Here is a 20,207-nt window from a genome sequence, read left to right on the forward strand (position 1 = left end):
GCGATGCCCGCCGTCACCCGCCTTGGCGACACCTGCACCGGTCACGGCTGCTGGCCGCCCCGGCCCAGCGCCGGCGCGTCGCCCGACGTGTTCGTGGACGGCCGACCCGTGCACCGCGTCGGCGATGCCTGGGCTGCCCACACCTGCCCCGACATCCCGGAGACCCACGCCGGCGCGCTGGCGGCGGGCAGCCCCACGGTCTTCGTCAACGGCCGGCCGGCCGGCCGCATCGGTGATCCGGTGTCCTGCGGCTCGGCCGTCGCGACCGGCAGCGGGACGGTGTTCGCCGACCGGGGGGGTGCGTGATGACGGGGCTGCCCGCGGTGGACTGGTCGCTGATGCTGGATGGCCCCGGCCGGACGGTCGAAGGCCCCGACGACGTGGCGCAGGCCGTGCGCATCATCATCACCACGCCGCTCCGGTCCGATCCGCACCGGCCCGATTTCGGCTGCGATCTACAGCCGTGGATCGACCTGCCGGTGCCGGTGGCCGCCCCCGGCATCATCGCCGCCGTGCGTGACGCCCTGGACCGCTGGGAGCCGCGCCTGTCCGTCCTGGACGTGGCCGTCGCGCCCGGCGCGGCCAACGCGGCGGGCGACGGCGCCGGCCTGATGATCACCGTGACGTGGCGGCTGGCGGGCGCCCCGGCGGGCGCCTTCCGGACCGAGGTGGCCATCCGATGATCGACCTGTCGGCGCTGCCCCGCGCCCGCTTCATCGACACCGACCCGGCGGCGCTTGCCGCCGCGATGGTGGAGAGCTTCGGGTCGATCTCCGGCCGGTCGCTGCTGCCGGCCCAGCCGGAGCGGCTGTTCCTGGACTGGCTGGCCTACCAGTTCGCGTTGCAGCGCATGGCGGTGCAGGATGCGGGCGAACAGACGCTGCTGGCCTACGCGCGCGGGCAGAACCTGGACCATCTGGGGGCGCTGCTGGGCGTGGAGCGCCTGCCGGCGCGGGCGGCCAGGGCGGTGTTCGAGGTGCGGATGGCCGCGCCGGCCGACACGGATCGCACGGTCGGCCCCCTGGCGGTGTGGGCGCCCGATCGCGCCCGCGCCTTCGTCGGGACGGTGACGGTGCCGGCCGGCGCCGTGACGGCCGAGGCGGTGCTGGTGGCCGACGTTGCGGGCGCCGCCGGCAACGGCTATCTGCCGGGGCAGATCACCGTTCCGGACGCGCCTGTCGCGGGGGTGGCGGCGGTGTCCAACGTCGGTGTCAGCCACGGCGGCGCCGACATCGAGGACGATGAGCGCCTGCGCCGGCGCATCCAGGAAGCACCCGAGAGTTTCAGCGTCGCCGGACCGGACGGCGCCTACCGCTGGCACGCGCTGTCGGCCCATGCGTCGGTGCTCGACGTCGCGGTGACGTCGCCGCGGCCCGGTGCGGTGACGGTGCATGTGCTGACCGACACGGGCCTGCCGTCCGACGCGGTCCTGGCCCTGGTGCGCGCGGCCCTGTCGGCCGCGTCGACCCGGCCCCTATCCGACACGGTGACGGCGGCGCCGCCGGTGGCGGTGCCCTATGCCCTGGACGCCACGGTGTGGCTGCGCGCCGACGCGGACGCACCGACGGTGCGGGCGCGCGTCGAGGCGGCCGCGGCGGCCTGGACGGCGGAGCGGGCGCGCGGGCTGGGCCGCGACCTGATCCCCAGCCAGGCGGTGGTGGCGCTGTCGGTGCCCGGCGTCCACCGCGTCGAGCTGGCGGCGCCGGCGTTCCGGCCGCTGGCGCCGCGGGAATGGGCGACCTGCACGGGCATCGCGCTGGCCTTCCGGGCGGAGACGGCCCATGGCTGACGTGCACAACCTGCCCCTGCCGGCCGGCATCGACGGGGAGCCGTTCCGCACCTTGGCCGCCCTGGCGGCGGCCGAGTTGCGGGCGATCGACGCGGCGCTGCCGCGCCTGGCCGTCTACCGCGTCGCCGACGTCGACGCGGAGCTGCTGCCCCTGCTGGGCTGGCAGATGCATCTGATGCGCGAGGGGTGGGACCTGGCCGACACGCCGGCGCGGCGCCGCGCGCTGATCCGTGACGCCATCCTCTTGCACCGGATGAAGGGCACGCCGGCGGCGGTGACGCGCGCCGTCGCCGCGCTGGGCTTCGACGGCGCCCGCGTGGTCGAGGCGGCGGCCGAGCTGCGGCGCGACGGCACGGTGCGGCGCGACGGCGGGGAGCCGTACGGTGACCGGTGGCGTTGGGCGACGTTCAGGCTGGAGTTGCCGGTGGCGGCCGACGCGGCGCTGGACGGCGACACCGTCCGCCGGCTGGCGGCCGCGATCGGGGCGTGGAAGCCGGCGCGCTCCCACCTGACGGCGCTGGGGGTGCGGGTCGAGGCGGCGGCCGGGCGCGACACGGTGCCGGCCCTGCGCGTCGGCCTGCGCGCCGGCCTGACGCTGCGCGCGGCACCACCGGCCGAGCGCGACGGGCGCCATGCCCGCGGCGGCTGGCGGCCGGTCGGCCGGCATGGCGCCTTCACCTATGACGGGTCAGCGACGCGGGCCGGGCTGCCGGTCGGCGGCCCTGTCATCGGGCCGCCGCCACTCACCGCCCGCCTGCGCGCCGGTCTGCACCTGCCGGCGCGCCGGGCACCGGGGCTGCCCCGCGACGGCGCCATCCGCATGGACGGCCGCCGGACCCGCGCCGACAGCGGACCCGTAATGCGCATGGGCCTGCGCGTGCGGCGCCGCGTGCCGCTGGCAGGGTCGGTCGGCTTCCGGGTGGCGGACCCGGGGGCGCTGGTGATCACCCATGTGGGGCTGGGCGCCAGCACCGCGCCCGAGGCTGACCACCTGACCGACGCGCTGCTGGTGCCGGTGACGCCCGTGCCGGACCCGCCCTCCCTGATCGTGCCGTGGACGATCGCCGCCGGCGTCGCCGCGGGCATGGACGTGGGGGAAATCGGGCTGGTCTGCGCCGACGGCAGCCTGGCCGTCCGCATCGCCTTCGGCGGGCCTGTACCGATCGGGCCCGACGAAGAGTGGACCGACACCTGGCACCTGGTGCCCGCCCCGACCCGTGAGGAGCTGCTGCCGTGACCGATTTCCTGCCCGTCTACTACGACACCGTGCGGAGGCTGCTGGCGACCGGAGACCCGGATATGCGGCTGACCCATGTGGGGCTCGGCACCTCCGGCGCGCCCGACGCCGAGACGCTGACCGATGCGGTGCTGGTGCCGATCGCCGAGGTGCATCTCCCACCCGATCAGCCGCGCAAGGCTTTGCTGCACTGGCGCGTGCCGGCGGGGACGGCCACCGGCCTGATGGTGCGCGAGATCGGGCTGCTGAGGGCCGACGGCGTGCTGGTGGCGCGCCGGGTACGGGCGAGCGCCATCGAAAAGACCGGCGATATGGAGATCGGCGACCTTTGGGACATCGACGTGTAGGGGGGGAGATGGGTACGCTCGAAAACCTGGCGCCGGTCTGGCGCGACGCGATCACGCAGCTGGAAGTGACCGACGCCATCACCGGCGGGCCGGACGGCAACGATAACCGACCCCACCGGGAGCTGGCGGAGCGCACGCTGTACCTGCGGGACCGGCAGGACGCTCTCGCCGCGGCGGTCCAGGACCACGCCGGCCGGGTGGCGCTTCTGGAGACGTCGGGCACCACCGCCGTCGCCGACGCCCTGCGCATCAGCTGGGCACTGAGCGACCGGGGCTTCGACTTCGAGCTGTTCGTTGCGGGCCATTCCTGGCGCGACCTGGCGCCGGTGGGCGGCGCAGCTACCGTCGCCGGCGATGATTCCGTGGACGTCGCCTCGACCGCGGGCGTGATGCCCGGCCAGACCTACGTGATCCACGAAGGCGGCACCACGCGGGCGGTGATCACCGTGGCGCAGGTGCTTTCCGCCACCCGCCTGCGGGCCACCGCGCCGATCGGCGTGACGCTGACCGGGGCGACGCTGTCCCGCACGTCCTGGACCGTCGGGACGGGGGCGGCGACGGCCGGCCACGGCGGGGTGCTGCTGTCGCGCCCGCTCTCCGCCCTGCGGTACACGTCGGACGGGCGGGTGGTCATCCGGCGCGACGGCGGGGACGGCACGCTGTCGGTCGCCTGGCGCCGCTCCGGCGAGCCGGCCTGGACGGAGGGGCGGCTGCTGGATACATCACAGCGCGAGCCCGGCACGCGCGATGAAGAGTGGGCCATCGGCGGCGGGGACGCCGTCGAGCTGCGGGTGACCGCCGCCCACGGACCCGGCGCCGGCGACATCGGGGTGCACTTCTTGGTAGCGCTAACGGCGCCGGAGGCCGGCGTGGCGACCGCGGTGCGGCGGCCTGCCGTAATCGACCCGGCGAACGGCGATGTGGAGATCGGCGAGACGCCGACCCTGACCGGGGCGGCATACCTCTCGCTGTATGGGCTGCCACAGGGGGCTGCGGAGTTCCGTGTTGCCCTGGACGAGGGGATGCAAAGCCTCGTCCACGCTGCGGTGACGGGGGCCGCCACCGCCTACGCGGTTCCGGCCGGGCCGCTACAGACGGGGCGGACGTACTGGTGGAGCTGCCGGTACGCCGATATCGAGGGTACGTGGTCGCCGTGGTCGGAGCCGGCAGGCTTTGCGACAGCGTCGACCTTCATCTACATCCAGAAACCGTCCGCGATCTCGCCGGCGTCGGGCGCGACGGGCGTGTCGCTGACCCCGACGCTTCAGTCGTCAGCTTTCGCCGTCCACGGCGGCACCGATGTGCACGTCAGCTCCCGCTGGCGCATTTACGCCGACGCCGCCTGCACCAACATGGTGCATTCCCACGTGCCGGCGATGGCGCTGACCTCCTACACGGTGCCGGCCGGCGTGCTGGCGGCCGATACGCCCTACTGGTGGACGGTCGAGCACCAGGGGCAGGCCCTGGGGTGGACGCAGCCGTCCCTGGCCGCGGCCCTGCGCACGCAGAGCCTGCCGGCGGCGCCGACGCTCCTTGCGCCGACCGAGGGCGCTACCGGGGTGGCGCTGTCCCCCACGCTTCAGTCCAGCGGCTTTTTCGTGGCGGGTGGCGGCACGGACGTCCACGTCGCCTCGCGCTGGCGCGTGTCGCTGCCCGACGGCACGCTGGTGCACGACAGCGGCGACACGGCCGCGCTGACGTCGTACACGGTGCCGGCCGGCGTGCTGTCGCCCCTGACGGCCTACCGCGCGGAGTGCCGGCACAGGGGGCAGGCTCTGGGCTGGGGGCCCTGGTCGGCCGCGGTGACCTATACGACTGCCGCGCCCTCCGGGTCGCAGGTGTTCACGTCATCGGGAGTATTCACCGTGCCCGCGGGCGTGACCAACCTCAAGCGGGTTCGCGTCATCGGCCCCGGCGGGCGAGCGTACAATGACACCTGGAACGGCGGCGGCGGAGGCGGCTACGCCCGCCGCAGCAACATCGCGGTCACGTCGGGGGAGCAGATCCCGGTGACCGTTGCGATGGGACAGACGACGTCGTTCGGGACTTACGTTTCGGCCACACCCGGCGCGGACAGCTCCGCCGGCGGCGAATACCCCGCCAAGACCTGGCAGCCCGGTGGCATCGGGGCCGGGGGCGACGTGACCGCGACCGGCGGGCAGGGGACGCCCTGGGAGTACGCCTGGGGCGGCTCCTGCGAGGGCTGCGGCGGCGGCCGCGGCGGCGAGGACGCGCAGGGCAACCCGGTCAGCGGCGGGACGCAGGCGGTCCCGGCCAGCGGCCCCAAGCCCACCTCGGGCGGCGCGCGCGGCGGCCTGGCAGTCCACGATGAAGGGCCGAACGGGGGGATGGGTGGGTGGTCCGCGCACCATAGCGGCTGGAGTTACGGCGGCGGCGCCGTGCGGGGTGGTCCCGCCGGCATCGGCATCTGCATTGTGGAGTGGTGACCATGTGGGCACGCATTGACGACACCGGGCGCTGCGCCGAAGTCACCGACGCCGATCCGGCCGGCCGGTTCCACCCCTCCTTGCGCTGGGAGCCGGTCCCGGACGCGCTGCGCGATTGGGTGGACCACCGGTACGTCGCGGTGGAGGGCGGAGGTGTTGCTCCCCCGTCGCCGGCCTACATCCGGACACAGGCGCTGGAGCGCCTTACCGAGCGGCGATGGCGCGCCGAAACGGGGGGCCTCACCATGCCGGACGGGGCGCGGTTGCTCACGCGCGACCGCGACAAGATGCTGTTGAATGGTGCACGCGACAAAGCCCTGGAAGAGATCGACGAGACCGTCGCAGCGTCCCTGGCCAATGGGGGTACGGCTGAGGATGGGCGCGCGACCGGACTTGCGCTTGTCCACACGGTCGACCTGGGAGGGCGTCCGCTCACCGCGACGAACGCGCAGTTCATCGCGATGGCTCGGGCCATCGGCACTCATGTGCAGTCGTGCTTCGACCGGTGGGGGGAGATCTGGCATGCCATCGACGCCGCCGAGACCTGGCAGGACACCGTCGCCGTCTACGCGACGGAGATCGACCGAGGCTGGCCGGGGAGCGATGCGCCATCACCGGAGGAAGGGGGAGCCTGACGCTCCCTTCCCACCCCGCCCCGCGAGCAGCTATCGCCAGTCCCACGCGCTCCAGATTTGAGTGTCCCACACTCCAGATTTAAGCGGCGCGCTTCACAGGGTGGTCAGGATGGTGCGGTAGAGGTCGCGGCGCCGGTCCTCGTCCACCGTCACCAGCACCTCGCCGATCATCCGGTCCAGCTCCGCCTTCATGGGCAGGCCGCTCTGGGCCTGAAAGTCGGCGTGCGACGGCCGGCGCATGGAGGCGACCGACGCGTGCGGCTCGTACGGCGCGCCCCAGGAATTGTTGAAGATCATGCCGAAGCGGCCGTCCTTCTGGCGGGCGTAGAAGGCGCCGGGCTCCTCGCCGACCAGGGCGACGTCGATGCCCACGGCCCGGAGGTTCGCCTGGATCACTTCGGCGACGGCTTTCTCCTGCGGCTCATTGCCGACGAAGCACAGATCCAGGCGCAGCGGCCGCCCGTCCTTCACGCGGATGCCGCCCCCCGCCGGCCGCGTCCAGCCCGCCGCGTCCAGCAGGGCCGCGGCGGCGGCGGGGTCGTAGCCGGCCGGCGGCAGGCCGAGGTCGCTGTAGGGCATGTTGGGGGCGAACAGGGTGTCCGCCACCGGTTCCAGCCCGTGAAGGATGGCCTCGGCGATCGACCGCTTGTCCACCGCGTGCTGGATGGCCCGGCGCACCGCCGGCTCGTCGGTGGGCGCGCGTCCGGAGTTGACGGCGAGCAGGCGGGTGGCCTGCGGCTGCGACACCCCGGTCCACAGCCGGCCGGAATCGCGCATCCGGGCGAAGGCGTTGGCGCTGATCTGGCTGCCGCTGCCGTAGATCAGGTCGATGCCGCCGGTCTCGAACGCGATGACGCGGGAGTTGGAATCGGGGATGACCTTGACGAGCAGCCGGTCGAAGGCGGGCTTCTCGCCCCAGTAGCGGTCGTTGCGACGGTACAGGTCGTACTCGCCGAGGCGGCTTTCCGCCGCCCACGGCCCCGTCCCGATCGGCGCGACGATGCCCTCGGCGGTGGAGCCGCCGGCGGGGATCGCCGACGGCACGACGAAGCGCAGCGGCCGCACCAGCGCCAGATCGAACAGGGCGGTTTAATAGGGCTGTTTGAGCGTCAGGCGGACGGTGCGCGGGTCCACCGCCTCGACGCCGGCGATCTGGTCCACCAGGGCCAGCCAGCGGTGGCGTTCCGCGTTCGCCAGGACGGCTTCGACGTTGGCCTTCACGGCGGCCGCGTCGAAGGGGGTGCCGTCGGAGAAGACGACACCGTCGCGCAGGGTGAAGGTGTAGCTCAGCCCGTCGTCGGACACCGTCCAGCCCGTGGCCAGCCACGGTTCCAGCGTCCCGTCGGCGCGGTAGCGGACCAGCGGCTCATAGACGAACGCCTGGGCGACCATCTCGTTGGGCGAATAGAGGTGCGGGTTGAGCGGGCCGGCGTTGCGCGGCCAGGAGTAGGTGAGCGTCGTCTCCGCCCGCACCGCCGGCGCCGCGACCGTTGCCGCCAGCACCGCCACTGCCGCCAGCACCCGCGCCGCTCCCCCGATCCGCCCCATGATCACCCCCTGCCCATGGCACGGCCCCCGCCGCGCGGTCGGCGGTCATCATCGGCCGGGGTCGGTAGGAAATCCAAGAAATTTTTCATACCGCACCGGCATTGGCCTACGCCACCCGCTCATAGCCCGCGCGGTCGTGGTAGAAGCCGTCGGCCAGCGGCATGCCGGCCACCAGATCCGCCAGATCCGCGGACAGGGCGGCGGCGTCGCGCCGGCCGTCCAGGACGTCGCGGAAGCCGCGGGCGACGCGCACCATGTCCACCGCGTGGGGTGAGAGACGCAGCCGCCGCACCCCCTGCGCCGTCAGGGCTTCCAGCGCGCCCGACAGGTCCAGGCAGGCATGGGACAGGGTCTGCGTGCCGTTGACGGCCAGAAAGGGCTGGGCGTCCAGCGTCGCCACCGCCAGCCCGTCGGGGTCGTTGCCGCACACGAACTGGCAGCCGTCCTTGTGCAGTCCGTGGCTGCGGGCGTGGTAGCAGCGGGCCGAGATGGCCAGGGGCATGCGGCCGAACACCTGCACCTCCACGTCCACGCCGAGGTCGGCGGCGGCGGCGGCCAGAACCCCCACCGATGGTGCCGGCAGTTCCGGGTTCAGGGACACCGATAGCGCGCCGCGCGCCGCCATCCAGGCCAGCGTCGCCTCGTTGTAGACATTGACGTACGGCCCCACCAGGTGCGGGCGGCCGGCCAGCAGGGCGACCGCCGCCAGATCGTTGGCCTCCACCGGGCCGGGGGCGGCCTCCACCAATTCGGCCAGAGCGGCGCGTTCGCGCTCGGTGGTCACCAGGATGGGGGTGCTGAGGACGACGGTCTTGCCCGCGGCCTCCAGCCGCTCCACCGCCGGGCCGAACTGATCGGCCAGGAAGGGCAGGCGCTTGGAACAGACGATCTCCCCCAGGTGCACCACGTCCACCGGCGCCTCGTCGGCGATGCGGGCGTAGAAGTCGCACCAGCGCTCGGCCGGCCAGTTGAACAGCACGGGGCCCAGCGTCAGCAGGGGCGGCGTGGTCATGGTCGTCTCCTTCCTCATCGCCAGGAGCGCCGGTAGGCGCCCGCGGTGTCACGGCCGCCCTCGACCGCCCCGTCCAGCCCGGCGTCGAGGCCGGGGTCGTCCACCCGCCCGGTGCGGGCGAAGCCGTCAATGGCGCGGCGGTAGGCGGACACCACGGCCGCCACATAGGCTTTGCCGCGCTGGCGCCCCTCGATCTTCAGCGCCTTCACCCCCGCCTCGTGCAGGGCCGGCAGGAGCGGCAGGGCGTTCAGGCTGGTCGGCTCCTCGAACAGGTACGACGCCTTGCCGGCCGCGGCGAAGCGGCCCTTGCACAGGGTGGGATAGCCCGCCGGCTCGCCCGCGGCGAAGCGGTTGATGGTGAAGCCGCCCAGGCGCGACACCAGGTCCTCGCCGCGCTCCTCGTAGCGCACATGCTCCGCCGGGGAGCACACGCCCTGCCGGTTGGGGGAACGGCCGGTGGCGTAGGAGGACAGGGTGCAGCGCCCCTCCGCCATCGGGCACATGCCGCCGAACACGAACACCTCGGTCTCCACGTCGGTGCCGGCGACCAGGCCGCGGATGTCCGCCACCGTCAGCACCCGCGGCAGCACGACGCGGCGCACCCCGAACGCCTCGCGGTAGAAGCGCACCGCCTCGGCGTTGGAAGCGGACGCCTGCACCGACAGGTGCAGCCGCAGCCCCGGATGGGTGCGCGCGGCGTAGTCCAGCAGGCCCAGGTCGGCCAGGATGACCGCGTCGGCGCCCAGGCGCGCGGCGTCGTCCACGGCGCGGCGCCACGGCTCCACCCGCCCCGCCGCGGGGTAGGTGTTGATGGCGACGAACAGCATGCGGCCGCGGGCGCGGGCGTAGCGGATGCCCTCGGCCATCTCCTCGCGGCTGAAGTTGAGGCCGGGGAAGTTGCGGGCGTTGGTCTCATCGCGGAAGCCGGCGTAGACCGCGTCAGCCCCGGCGTCCACCGCGGCGCGCAGGGCCGCCGGCGTGCCGGCCGGGCAGATCAGCTCGAACGGGGCCATGGCTCAGCGCCCCTCCCGGTCGAAGGCGGCGAGGCGCCGCTCCACCGCGGCGACCCGGTCGGCCAGCGGGCGCAGCAGGGCCGCCCGCACCTCCTCCAGCGCCACCAGCGCCCGCCCGGCGGCGCGCCGCGCCGGCGGCACCGCGCGCGCCAGCGGCCCGAAGGCGCCGGCCAGGTCGGCGACCACGTCCATGTCCTCGCCGTCGAAGGCGTTGCGCACCGCCAGCACCAGGGCCGTGTCGCCCTCGATGCGCAGGGTGCGGCGGAAGAACAGGGCGTCGCCGTCGATGCGCCCCTCCAGCAGGTCCATCAGGTCGGCCAGCGGCCCGCGCACCGCCGCGTCCGGCGGTGGGTCGTCGGGGCCTGCGACACGCAGCCGCACCGCCGGTCCGACGTCCAGAAGAAAGGCCGCGGGACGGTCCGCCGGCTCGATCCGCAGGGTCGCGGGCGGCAGTTCGGCCAGCGCGGCGAAGGCGCGGGGGTGGCAGCGGGCGACTCGACCGACGACCAGATCGAGCACGCGGCCCGACAGCGCCGGCGCGGTGCGGCCGGCCAGCGCCACGGCGACGCCGGCGGCGGCGGCCTCGATGCGGCGGACGGCAAGCTCGGGCGGAATCGGCGGCATACAAGGCACTCCAAGGGGATTCGGCGAACCGGGGCGGCTGCTCCGGACGTCATCGGGTTGACCGTCATCAAGCCGGCGCGGGTCCGGCGCGCCTACCCTCGTCCGCGAAGGCCGGCCGCCGGATCCTTCCGGTGCCTAAGGAGTTCGGACCGAAGGCGTGGCGGCGGCATTGACGGAGATCAAACGGGGGAGTCCGGTCATGACCGTCGTCCAGTTCGCACTTCTCGCCTCGACCGCCGCCGGCATCGCCACGGGGATCGCCCTGCACCGCAGCGGCGCCATCGGCACCGGCGGCCTGGCGACGGCCACCGCCGCCGCCGTCGTCATCGCCGCGTTCCTCTACTCGGCGCAATAGCGCCGGGCTCAATGGCTGGTGCCGCTGGAATAGGAAATCTTGTTCCAGACGTTGTACTTGCCGATGGGCTTGCGCATGGGCAGGCGGGCGACCTCCGCGAAGGTGGCGGCGTCGTAGACGACCAGCGCGCCCTCGTCCTCCATCACCGACACCAGGGCGTGGCGGCCGTCGCGGGTGAACTCCACATGCGCCGTCAGCTTGCCCGGCGCCGGGCGCAGGGTGCGGACGATCTCCAGGGTGCGGGTGTCGATGACGGGGATGACGTCCTTTTCCCGGCCCATGTAGGCGTCACCCCAGGCGTAGGGCGTGGTCTCGTGGCCGCGCAGGAAGAAGCCGGGACCGGGCATGGCGATCCGCCGCAGCGTCGTCCACGTCCCCGTGTCGATGACGCTGATCACCGCCTCGCGCAGGTGCGGCGTCGCCATCACCGTGCGCCCCTCGTGGCTGAAGCTGATGCCGGAGCCCAGATGGGGCATGCCCGGCAGGTCCAGCTCGGCCACCATGGCACCGGCGTCCATGTCCACGACGATGCCGCGTCGGCCGTCGCGCGAGGCGCCCATCAGGTGGCGGTAGGGCGGATCGAAGAAGAAATCGTCCAGGTGGTCGGCGGTCTCCATCCGGCGCACCGGGAACCGGCCGGGCTCACCCCAGGGGATCTCCCACACCTCCCTGATGTCCTTCAGCGCCGCGACGAAGGCGCCGCGCGGCGGCATGGCGTAGACCGCCGACACGCGCGAGCCGTTGCCGGCCGCGTCGGCCACGGGGATCACCGCCAGCGGGTTGAGGTCGCCGGCGTCCAGCGCCACCAGCGTGTGGGGCAGCGTGTTGCCCACCATCAGCACGCGCCCGTCGGCGGACACGGCGACGTTGCGGGTGTTGACGCCGGCGCGCACCTCCGCCACCAGGGCCAGGGAGTGCAGGTCGTACTTGGCGATCCAGCCGTCGCGCGAGGCGAGATAGACGAACCGGCCGTCGGGGGAATACTTGGCGCCGCCGTGCAGGGCGAACCGGCTGGGGAAACGGTCCAGCACGGTGAAGCGGTCGCCGTCGACGATGCTGACGTGATGGTCGCCGGCCTCCACCACGGTGAACAGGTTCAGCGGGTCGGCGCCGTGCTGCGGTGCCGCCGGCAGGGTGGCGGGATCCCGGTGGAGGATGCGCGAGGCGGTGATCTCCGCCTCCCCCCAGACGGGCATGGCGGGCAGCGGCGTGAAGACGTAGGCGGCCAGGGCCGTCACCGCGGCGTCGTCCAGCACGTCCGCGGCGAAGCCCGGCATCTGCGTCGCCGGCCGGCCGTGGCGGATGATGGATTCGGCCTCCGCCGGCTTCAGGCGGCCCAGGTTCTCCGGCAGCAGGGCGGGGCCGATGGCGCCCAGCCGGTCGCCGCCGTGGCAGGCGGCGCAGTGCTCGGTGAACAGGCGCGCCGGGTCCGGCGGTGCGGCGAAGGCCGGCGGAAGGTGCAGCGCGGCGCTCAGCGCCAGCGCCGCCAGGGCGACGGAACGCGTCGTGGGCATGGTTGCGGACTCCCGGTTCCGGCCGAACGGCCGTGCCGCCACTCTGCCCGATCCCGCCCCCCGGACCTTGACGGCCGTCAAGACGCCGCACCGGCCGCGGGGCCCCGGCACGGTCAACGGAAAATGTCCCCCGGCCGTGCGGCCGGGGGATGAAGTCTGCGTTGGGAGAGATTGCCCCCCGTCCGGGCCGTGCGAGCCGTTCGGGAGAAGTAGGCAGCAATCCGAGGCGAAGTGTTAAGCGGATCGCCCCTGCGACCACTTGACGATGGTCAAACCGGGCGGGAAAAAACGTTTGCGCATTCTTCCGGATGGCCGGAACCTTACAGCATCTCCAGCGGGCGCGGCCGGGTGGGCGGCGGGAAGGCGCGGTCCAGTTCGGCCAGTGCCGCGTCATCCAGGCGCACGTCGAGGGCGGCGCGGTTGTCGCGCACGTGCTCCGGCGCCGACGCTTTGGGGATGGCGATGACGCCGCCGCGCAGCACCCACGCCAGCGCCACCCGGGCCGGCGTGGCGCCCAGCCGGTCGGCGACGCGGCGCAGGGCCGGGTGGTGCAGCAGCCGGCCCTGCTCCACCGGGGAATAGGCCATGACGGGAACCCCGCGCTGCCGGCACAGGGGCAGCAGGTCGTATTCGATGCCGCGGCGGGTCAGGTTGTAGAGCACCTGGTTGGTCTGCACCCCGTCGCCGCCGGGCGTGTCCGCCAGCTCCTCCATGTCGGCGGGGTCGAGGTTGCTGACCCCCCAGGAGCCGATCTTGCCGTCGCGCATCAGCGCCTCGAACGCCTCCACCGTCTCGGCGAAGGGGGTGCCGCCGCGCCAGTGCAGCAGGTAGAGGTCGATGCGGTCGGTGCCCAGCCGGCGCAGGCTGCGCTCGCACGCCGCCACGGTGCCGCGGCGCGACGCGTTGTGGGGCAGCACCTTGCTGACCAGGAACACCCCGTCGCGGCGCCCGGCGATGGCCTCGCCCACCACCTCCTCGGCCCCGCCGTCGGCGTACATCTCGGCCGTGTCGATCAGCGTCAGGCCGAGGTCGAGCCCCAGGCGCAGCGCGGCCACCTCGGCGGCCCGCCGGCGCCGGTCCTCGCCCATGTACCAGGTGCCCTGGCCGAGCACGGGCACGGCCGCGCCGCAGGGAAGCAGGGTGGTGGGAACGCTCATGGATCGGCCTCCTGGTCCGCGTGTCGTGCCATCGGCAACGGACGGACAATCTGCGGCGGCCGGGCGGCGGCGTCCAGGGCGGGGCGAACCTTTTTCCGCCCCGCGGGTCAGCGGCCGGTGAAGACGGGCGGGCGTTTTTCCAGGAACGCCGCCATGCCTTCGCGGGCATCGTCCAGGGTGAGCGTGCGGTGGAACAGCCCGCGCTCCACCGCCAGACCGGCGGCAAGAGGCATATCGTCGGCGGCCCGCACCGCCGCCTTGATCATCGCCGCGACCGGTGCGGACAGGGCGGCGATGCCCGCCGCCGCCGCCAGCGCCTCGGGCAGCAGCCGCTCCGCCGGCACGACGCGCGACACCAGGCCGGCGCGCTCCGCCTCGGCGGCGTCCATGAGACGGCCGGTCAGCAGCAGGTCGAGCGCCCGGGCACGGCCCACCGCCCGCGGCAGGCGCTGGGTGCCGCCGGCCCCCGGCATGGTGCCCAGCCGCACCTCGGGATGGCCGAACACGGCGGTGTCCGCGGCGATCACCACGTCGCACATCTCCACCAGCTCGCACCCGCCGCCCAGGCAATGGCCGTGGACGGCGGCCACCACCGGCTTGGTCACCGCCGCCAGAGCCTCGCAGCAGCCGGCGAAGCCGGTGCGCACCGCCTGCTCCGCCGGCATGGCGGCCAGCGCCCGCACGTCCGCCCCGGCGCAGAAGTGGCGCCCCGCCCCGGCCAGCAGCAGCACGCGCACGGCGGCATCCGCGTCCAGCCGGGCGAGCGCCGCGGCCAGCGCGTCGATCAGCGCCGGCGACAGGGCGTTGAGGGCCTCCGGCCGGTTCAGCGTCACCTGCACCACGCCCTCGCCGACGGGGCGCACGATGACGGGGGCGTCGTCGGAACGGGGGACGGCGGGGCTCATGGCGCTCTCCGGGACGGTTCACGGGACCGTCCCGACCATACGCCCGGCGCCGCCCGCCGGCAGGCGAGTAATCGGCGGCGTCGGGTGAGCGGCGTTCACCCGACGCGCGCGATCAGTTCCCGGTGTAGGGCGCGTAGCGGCCCTCGCTCCACTCGTACAGCACGTAGTTGGGGTTGACGTTGTCGCCCTTGGCGTCGAAGCGGATCTGCCCGACCACCGTGTCGAAGGTGCCGGCGCGCAGGGCCGCGGCAAGCTTGCCGCCGTCCGCCTCGCCCGCCTGCTGGAGTCCCTGGGCGATCACCTGGACCGTGGCGTAGCTGTAGAAGGCGAAGTTGCCCGGTTCGCTCAGGCCGGCGCGGCGGAACGATTCGACCAGTTGCCGGCCGGCCTCGCTGCTCGCCGCCTCCTCGCTGTCGGTGAACAGGGTGCCCTGGCCGGCCGGGCCGGTGATGGACCAGAACTCCGCGTTGTTCAGACCGTCACCGGCGACGAAGCGGGCGTCCAGGCCCAGTTCGCGCGCCTGGCGCACGATCAGCCCCAGCTCCGGGTGGTAGCCGCCGTAGAAGACCGCCTCGATGCCCCGCTCCTTCAGGTTGGTGACCAGCGCCGAGAAGTCCCGCTCGCCCGCCGTCACCGACGCGCGGAAGGCCACCGGCGTCCCCGCCTCTTCCAGGGTGCGGGCGACCACGTCGGCCAGCCCGCGGCCGTAGGACTGCTTGTCGTCCAGCACCGCAACCCGCCGGCCGGCGTAGCGCTCGGCCAGGAAGCGGCCGGCCACCACGCCCTGCTGGTCGTCGCGCCCGCACACCCGGAAGACGGTGTCGTAGCCGCGGTCGGTCAGCGCCGGGCTGGTCGCCGTCGGCGTCACCATGACGATGCCTTCCTCGTTGTACACCTCCGACGCCGGGATGGCCGAGCCGGAGCAGAGATGGCCGTTGACCGCCACCACACCTTCGGTGGCGAAGCGGTTGGCCACCGCCACCGCCTGGCGCGGGTCGCAGGCGTCGTCACCCACCCGCAGCACCAGTTGCCGGCCCAGCACGCCGCCGCGGGCGTTGATGTCCTCGATCGCCTGGCGGGCGCCGTACACCGTCTGCTCGCCCAGCGCCGCCACCGCCCCGGTGGTGGCCGTTCCCAGACCGATGACGATGTCGGCCTGCGCGGCCGCCGGAGCGGCCAGCAGCAGGGCCGCCCCGATGAAGGGAATGCTGCGGTTCATCCCTGTATCCTTCCGTTGTCTTTTGCTTTCGCAAGGGGGACGGCCGCGTCGATTCCGGCACCCCGGCTCCGTCACCCGCCGCCGGTCGGGCCGCGGGCCGGAACCGGAAGGCACGACAGGCGGCCGGCCTCGGTTCCGAAGAGCAGATAGCGCCCGTCACCGCTCCAGGCAAGCGCGCTTACCGGCGCACCCTCGGGCCGGGCGACCGCCACGGCCGCCGTCCCGTCGAGCGGTGTGATGATCACGGTGCCGTCGTCGTAGCCGGCGGCGACCACCGGCTCGCGCGGGTGCGGCGCCACCGCGGTGACCAGCCCGGCGCCGGCGCCGGCCGGTTGCAGCGGCGCCCGGTCCCACGGGCCGCCGCCGAAGAACGGCCAGCACACCACGCTCTCCGCCCCGCCGGTGGCGAGATGGCGTCCCCGCGCGGTCCACGCCATGGACCGCACCTTGGTGGGGTAGCCGCTCATCATCAGGTCGGCCCTGTCGCGCAGCCGCCAGCCGTGCAGGCCGTTCTCCTGAAGCGTCGTCATCACGTGGGTGCCCTCCGGATGCCAGAGGACGCCGAGGTGGGAGCCCTTCCACTCCAGCGTCGCCGGCGGACCGGGGCGCGCCGTCCACCACAGGCTGACGCCGCCGTACCGGGCAACGGCCAGGCGCTTGCCGTTGGGCGAGAAGGCCAGGCCGGCCACCGTCGCCGGGTGGTCCGCCATCGTCTCCCGCGGCCGGCCGGCCGGGTCCAGCAGATGGACCTGCCGGCCCGCGGCAAAGGCGCGCAGCCCGCCGTGCGGCTCGGCATCCACATGCTCGATCCAGCGCCCCGGCACCTCGGCCAGCGTCTCGGGCGCCCGGCCCGGGGCGATGCGGCACAGCCGGCCGTCATCGCCGCCGCTGAGGAAGCCCGCACCGTCGCCGTCGCGCGCCAGCGCCAGACAGGCGCCGCCGTGGGCCGCGACGACGGCGGGCGGGGCGCCGTCGTCCGCCGGATCGATCAGCCGCACCGTCCCGTCGCCCAGCGCCGCGGCGGCGTGGCTGCCGGCGCGGTTGACCGCCAGCGCGACGACGTAGGCGTCGGTGTCCCACCGCCGTTCCCGGACGCTCATGACGCGGCGCAGGCGGCAAAGCCGGCGCGCAGCGCGTCGGCGTCGAGATTGCGGCCGATCAGCACGAACCGGCTGGTCCGCGGCGCGCCCTCCGGCCACGGGCTGAGATTGCCGCTGTCGGCCAGCATGTGCACGCCCTGCACCACCGTGCGCCGGTTGCTGCCGCGCAAGGACAGGATTCCCTTGTAGCGCAGCAGGTCGGTGCCCCGGACGTTGATCAGCGTGCGGAACCACAAATCGAACGCCGCCGGGTCGAGGGGCCGATCCTCGCTCAGCGACACGCCGGTTACGGACTGATCGTGCTCGTGGTCGTCCTCGCCGAGGAAGTCCGGCTCCATCGCCAGCACCCGGTCCAGGTCGAAGGCGCCGAGCCCGAGGACATGGTCGAGCGGCACGGCGCACCGCTGCGTGCGGACGATTCGGGCGAAGGGGTTCATCGTCCGGATGCGGCGCTCCAGGGCGGCAAGGACCGCCTCATCCACCAGATCGGTCTTGTTGAGCAGCACCACATCGGCGAAGGCCACCTGTTCCTGCGCCTCGTGGCTGTCGTCCAGGCGCCGTTCCAGGTGGCCGGCGTCCGCCACCGTGACGATGGCGTCCAGCCGGGTGCGCGTCGACACGTCGGGGTCCACGAAGAAGGTCTGCGCCACCGGGGCGGGATCGGCCAGGCCGGTGGTCTCGATCAGGATGCCGTCGAAGCCGCCCTTGCGCTTGAGCAGGCCGTTGATGATGCGGATGAGGTCGCCGCGCACGGTGCAGCAGATGCAGCCGTTGTTCATCTCGAACACCTCCTCGTCGGCGCCGACGACCAGCTCGTTGTCGATGCCGATTTCGCCGAATTCGTTGACGATGACGGCAAACCGCTTGCCGTGGGGCTCCGACAGGATGCGGTTCAGCAGCGTCGTCTTGCCGGCACCGAGGTAGCCGGTCAGTACGGTGACGGGGATCACGGACATTGGCTCTTACCCTCCTGAGCGTGGATTTTAAGTTATGTTATAACATAACTTTCCCGCCCGACACCGGTTTGTTGGCCGATCGGGGGTTCCGGCGCCGTCCGACGGCACACGGCACGCTTGCAATCCTCCGGGGGCCCCGCCTAATGTGACCGCGATGGTGCCGCCGGGCCGAAGGGGCCGGCGGTTAAAAGGGAATGCGGTGAGGACGGCGACGTCCGAATCCGCGGCTGCCCCCGCAACTGTGAGCGGCGAGCCCACCCCCCACGAAACCACTGGCCCCCTGCCGGGGCCGGGAAGGACGGGGGGCGGGCGGCGACCCGCGAGCCAGGAAACCTGCCATCGCCCGACATTCCAACCCGCCGGGTGGGCGGAGAGAGGACCTGATCATGACCCGTATCGCCGCAGATGCCGGCCGGCCCGTCGCCGTGCGCCCGGTCGAGACCGTGACCGCCGCCCTGGGAGCACTCCTGCTGGGCTCCTTCCTGCTGTTCGGCGCCGGCTTCGCCCAGCCGGAGGCGATCCACGACGCCGCCCACGACGGGCGTCATTCCTTCGCCTTCCCCTGCCACTGAGCGGACGGCCATGTTCGGGCGGCTCGTCCTGGCCGCCGTGACCGCGGGAGTTCTCGCGGGCGCGGCGGTATCCGTCGTTCAGCAGGTCACCACGGTGCCGCTGATCCTGTCGGCCGAGGTCTACGAGGTGGCCGCCGAGGCCGCCGGCCATGCCGGTCACGCCGCCGCCCATGCCGGCGCCGGATTCGGCTTCGATGCGGCGCGCGTGGGGCTGACCGTGCTGACCAACCTGGTCATCGGCAGCGGCTACGGGCTGCTGCTCGCCGCCGCCATGCTGCTGATCGGGGCGCCGGTGAACCTGCGCCGCGGCGTCCTGTGGGGGGCCGGCGGCTTCGTCGCCTTCACCCTGGCGCCGGCCTTCGGTCTGCCGCCGGAACTGCCGGGCACCGCCACCGCCGAGCTGGCGGCCCGCCAGGCGTGGTGGCTGGCCGCGGCCCTGACCGCGGCGGCGGCGCTGCTGGCCGCCGCCTTCGCGCGCCGTCCCGCGTGGGTCATCGCGGCCCTGGCGGTGGCGGCGCTGCCGCACCTGATCGGGGCGCCCCATGCGGAGCCGGTGGGCAGCCTGACCCCGCCGGAGCTGGCGGCCCGCTTCGCCGCCGTGTCCATCGGCGTCGCCGCCCTGTTCTGGGCGGTGCTGGGTGCCGCCTGCGGCGCGCTGATGAGCCGGCTGCTGCCGGACGACGCCCGCTGACCCCCGCCCCCTGCCGGAAGCACCGCCCATGCCCGCCGCTCCGACCGCCGCCGCGCTCAGCGCGAAGGTCCCCGCCACCGTCGTCACCGGCTTCCTCGGCGCCGGCAAGACGACGCTGATCCGCAGCCTGCTGGAGCAGGCCGACGGGCGCCGCCTGGCGCTCATCGTCAACGAGTTCGGCGACGTCGGCGTCGACGGCGAGATCCTGCGCGCCTGCGGCATCGAAGGCTGCCGCGACGACGACGTGATCGAGCTGGCCAACGGCTGCCTGTGCTGCACCGTCGCCGACGACTTCGTGCCCGCCATCGAGGCGCTGCTGGCCCGCCCGCACCCGCCCGAGCACATCATCATCGAGACCTCGGGCCTGGCCCTGCCCAAGCCGCTGGTCCGCGCCTTCAACTGGCCGGCGGTGAAGACCCGGGTCACCGTCGACGGGGTGGTGGCGGTGGTCGACGCCGCCGCCGCCGCCGAGGGGCGCTTCGCCCCCGACCCCGCGGCGCTGGAGGCGCAGCGCCGCGACGCCGGCACGGTCGACCACGAGACGCCGGTGGAGGAGGTGTTCGAGGACCAGATCCTCTGCGCCGACCTGATCGTCGTCAACAAGACCGACCTGGTGGACGCCGACGGGCTGGCGCGGGTGGAGGCGCTGATCCGCGACGCCCTGCCCCACCGGCCCCGGCTGGTCCACACGGCCGGCGGCCGGGCGGATCCGCGCGTGCTGCTGGGCCTCGGCGCGGCGGCGGAGGACGACCTGGACCGCCGCCGGAGCCACCACGAGGACGACGGCGACCACGACCACGACGACTTCACCAGCTTCGTGGTGGAGCTGGCGCCGCAGCCCGACCCCGACGCCCTGGCGGAGCGGCTGCGCGCCGTCGCCGCCGCCCACGGCGTGCTGCGCCTGAAGGGCTTCGTCACCGTGCCGGGCAAGCCCATGCGGCTGCTGGTGCAGGGTGTGGGCGCGCGCATCCAGGCCCACTACGACCGCCTGTGGAAGCCGGGAGAGGAGCGCACCGGCCGCCTGGTGGTGATCGGCGAAACCGGTCTGGACCGCGCGGCGGTGGAGGCGGCGCTCGCCGGCTGAGC

The 20,207-nt window shown here is 73.9% G+C and carries 20 protein-coding genes, 1 pseudogene and 1 riboswitch; of the genes and pseudogenes, 11 read left to right on the plus strand and 10 right to left on the minus strand.

Going from position 1 to position 20,207, the window contains the following annotated elements:
* Positions 1-3 precede the first annotated feature (3 nt).
* Genes G472_RS0117385 through G472_RS0117415 form a run of 7 tightly spaced genes read left to right on the plus strand, consistent with a single transcriptional unit; the run spans position 4 to position 6,455 of the window.
* Positions 4-306 (plus strand): PAAR domain-containing protein, encoded by a 303-nt coding sequence (locus G472_RS0117385; protein ID WP_029009399.1) that lies wholly within the window; start codon positions 4-6, stop codon positions 304-306.
* Entirely contained in the window at positions 306-683 is a 378-nt protein-coding gene (locus G472_RS0117390; RefSeq protein WP_029009400.1) for a GPW/gp25 family protein, read from the plus strand. The genes G472_RS0117385 and G472_RS0117390 overlap by 1 nt, the downstream gene beginning before the upstream one ends.
* On the plus strand, positions 680-1,789 hold the full coding sequence (locus G472_RS0117395; RefSeq protein WP_035692801.1) for a baseplate assembly protein: 1,110 nt from the start codon (positions 680-682) through the stop codon (positions 1,787-1,789). The genes G472_RS0117390 and G472_RS0117395 overlap by 4 nt, the downstream gene beginning before the upstream one ends.
* Positions 1,782-3,026 carry a phage tail protein gene (locus G472_RS37340; protein WP_051340947.1) on the plus strand — a complete coding sequence of 415 codons (1,245 nt, stop codon included), beginning with the start codon at positions 1,782-1,784 and terminating at the stop codon, positions 3,024-3,026. Before G472_RS0117395 ends, G472_RS37340 begins: the two co-directional genes overlap by 8 nt.
* Complete coding sequence (locus tag G472_RS0117405) at positions 3,023-3,373, plus strand: hypothetical protein (RefSeq protein ID WP_029009402.1); 351 nt, start codon at positions 3,023-3,025, stop codon at positions 3,371-3,373. Before G472_RS37340 ends, G472_RS0117405 begins: the two co-directional genes overlap by 4 nt.
* Before the next feature lie 8 nt (positions 3,374-3,381).
* Complete coding sequence (locus G472_RS0117410) at positions 3,382-5,820, plus strand: hypothetical protein (RefSeq protein WP_029009403.1); 2,439 nt, start codon at positions 3,382-3,384, stop codon at positions 5,818-5,820.
* 2 nt (positions 5,821-5,822) lie between these two features.
* Positions 5,823-6,455 carry a DUF4376 domain-containing protein gene (locus G472_RS0117415; protein ID WP_029009404.1) on the plus strand — a complete coding sequence of 211 codons (633 nt, stop codon included), beginning with the start codon at positions 5,823-5,825 and terminating at the stop codon, positions 6,453-6,455.
* Between the two features lie 93 nt (positions 6,456-6,548).
* Here G472_RS0117415 and nikA read toward each other — a convergent pair.
* From nikA to ubiT, 4 genes and pseudogenes are all read right to left on the minus strand, one after another.
* Positions 6,549-8,003, minus strand: a pseudogene (gene nikA / locus G472_RS33885) (nickel ABC transporter substrate-binding protein).
* A 106-nt stretch (positions 8,004-8,109) separates the two neighbouring features.
* Positions 8,110-9,015 (minus strand): ubiquinone anaerobic biosynthesis protein UbiV, encoded by a 906-nt coding sequence (ubiV, locus tag G472_RS0117425; RefSeq protein ID WP_029009405.1) that lies wholly within the window; start codon positions 9,013-9,015, stop codon positions 8,110-8,112.
* Positions 9,016-9,029: 14 nt separating this feature from the next.
* Positions 9,030-10,028 (minus strand): ubiquinone anaerobic biosynthesis protein UbiU, encoded by a 999-nt coding sequence (gene ubiU, locus G472_RS0117430; RefSeq protein WP_029009406.1) that lies wholly within the window; start codon positions 10,026-10,028, stop codon positions 9,030-9,032.
* 3 nt (positions 10,029-10,031) lie between these two features.
* On the minus strand, positions 10,032-10,652 hold the full coding sequence (gene ubiT, locus G472_RS33890; protein ID WP_035692802.1) for a ubiquinone anaerobic biosynthesis accessory factor UbiT: 621 nt from the start codon (positions 10,650-10,652) through the stop codon (positions 10,032-10,034).
* Between the two features lie 199 nt (positions 10,653-10,851).
* Between ubiT and G472_RS38885 the strand changes: the two genes are divergently transcribed.
* Entirely contained in the window at positions 10,852-11,007 is a 156-nt protein-coding gene (locus tag G472_RS38885; RefSeq protein WP_156927160.1) for a hypothetical protein, read from the plus strand.
* An 8-nt stretch (positions 11,008-11,015) separates the two neighbouring features.
* Here G472_RS38885 and G472_RS0117445 read toward each other — a convergent pair whose 3' ends face one another.
* From G472_RS0117445 to G472_RS0117470, 6 genes are all read right to left on the minus strand, one after another.
* Positions 11,016-12,521 (minus strand): cytochrome D1 domain-containing protein, encoded by a 1,506-nt coding sequence (locus G472_RS0117445; RefSeq protein ID WP_035692803.1) that lies wholly within the window; start codon positions 12,519-12,521, stop codon positions 11,016-11,018.
* 320 nt (positions 12,522-12,841) lie between these two features.
* The gene (locus G472_RS0117450; protein ID WP_029009408.1) at positions 12,842-13,678 is read right to left on the minus strand and encodes an aldo/keto reductase; all 837 of its coding nucleotides are present in this window, start codon (positions 13,676-13,678) and stop codon (positions 12,842-12,844) included.
* A 107-nt stretch (positions 13,679-13,785) separates the two neighbouring features.
* Positions 13,786-14,583, minus strand: coding sequence for an enoyl-CoA hydratase-related protein (locus G472_RS0117455; protein WP_051340950.1), 798 nt, complete (start codon positions 14,581-14,583; stop codon positions 13,786-13,788).
* Positions 14,584-14,695: 112 nt separating this feature from the next.
* Positions 14,696-15,802: a branched-chain amino acid ABC transporter substrate-binding protein gene (locus G472_RS0117460; protein ID WP_029009410.1), complete on the minus strand. Its 1,107-nt coding sequence runs from the start codon at positions 15,800-15,802 to the stop codon at positions 14,696-14,698.
* A 71-nt stretch (positions 15,803-15,873) separates the two neighbouring features.
* Positions 15,874-16,902 carry a WD40 repeat domain-containing protein gene (locus G472_RS0117465; protein WP_029009411.1) on the minus strand — a complete coding sequence of 343 codons (1,029 nt, stop codon included), beginning with the start codon at positions 16,900-16,902 and terminating at the stop codon, positions 15,874-15,876.
* Positions 16,899-17,858, minus strand: a complete 960-nt coding sequence (locus tag G472_RS0117470) for a CobW family GTP-binding protein (RefSeq protein ID WP_029009412.1) — start codon at positions 17,856-17,858, stop codon at positions 16,899-16,901. The genes G472_RS0117465 and G472_RS0117470 overlap by 4 nt, the downstream gene beginning before the upstream one ends.
* Before the next feature lie 138 nt (positions 17,859-17,996).
* Positions 17,997-18,213, plus strand: a riboswitch (cobalamin riboswitch).
* 31 nt (positions 18,214-18,244) lie between these two features.
* Here G472_RS0117470 and G472_RS0117475 point away from each other — a divergent pair.
* From G472_RS0117475 to cobW, 3 genes are read left to right on the plus strand one after another with little or no spacing between them, the layout of a single operon-like run.
* On the plus strand, positions 18,245-18,430 hold the full coding sequence (locus tag G472_RS0117475; protein ID WP_029009413.1) for a CbtB domain-containing protein: 186 nt from the start codon (positions 18,245-18,247) through the stop codon (positions 18,428-18,430).
* A gap of 10 nt (positions 18,431-18,440) precedes the next feature.
* The gene (locus G472_RS0117480) at positions 18,441-19,121 is read left to right on the plus strand and encodes a CbtA family protein (protein WP_029009414.1); all 681 of its coding nucleotides are present in this window, start codon (positions 18,441-18,443) and stop codon (positions 19,119-19,121) included.
* Positions 19,122-19,149: 28 nt separating this feature from the next.
* Positions 19,150-20,205 (plus strand): cobalamin biosynthesis protein CobW, encoded by a 1,056-nt coding sequence (gene cobW / locus G472_RS0117485; protein ID WP_029009415.1) that lies wholly within the window; start codon positions 19,150-19,152, stop codon positions 20,203-20,205.
* Positions 20,206-20,207: the final 2 nt, after the last annotated feature.

The sequence above is a fragment of the Azospirillum halopraeferens DSM 3675 genome, assembly GCF_000429625.1.
GTDB classification, from domain to species: Bacteria; Pseudomonadota; Alphaproteobacteria; order Azospirillales; family Azospirillaceae; genus Azospirillum; species Azospirillum halopraeferens.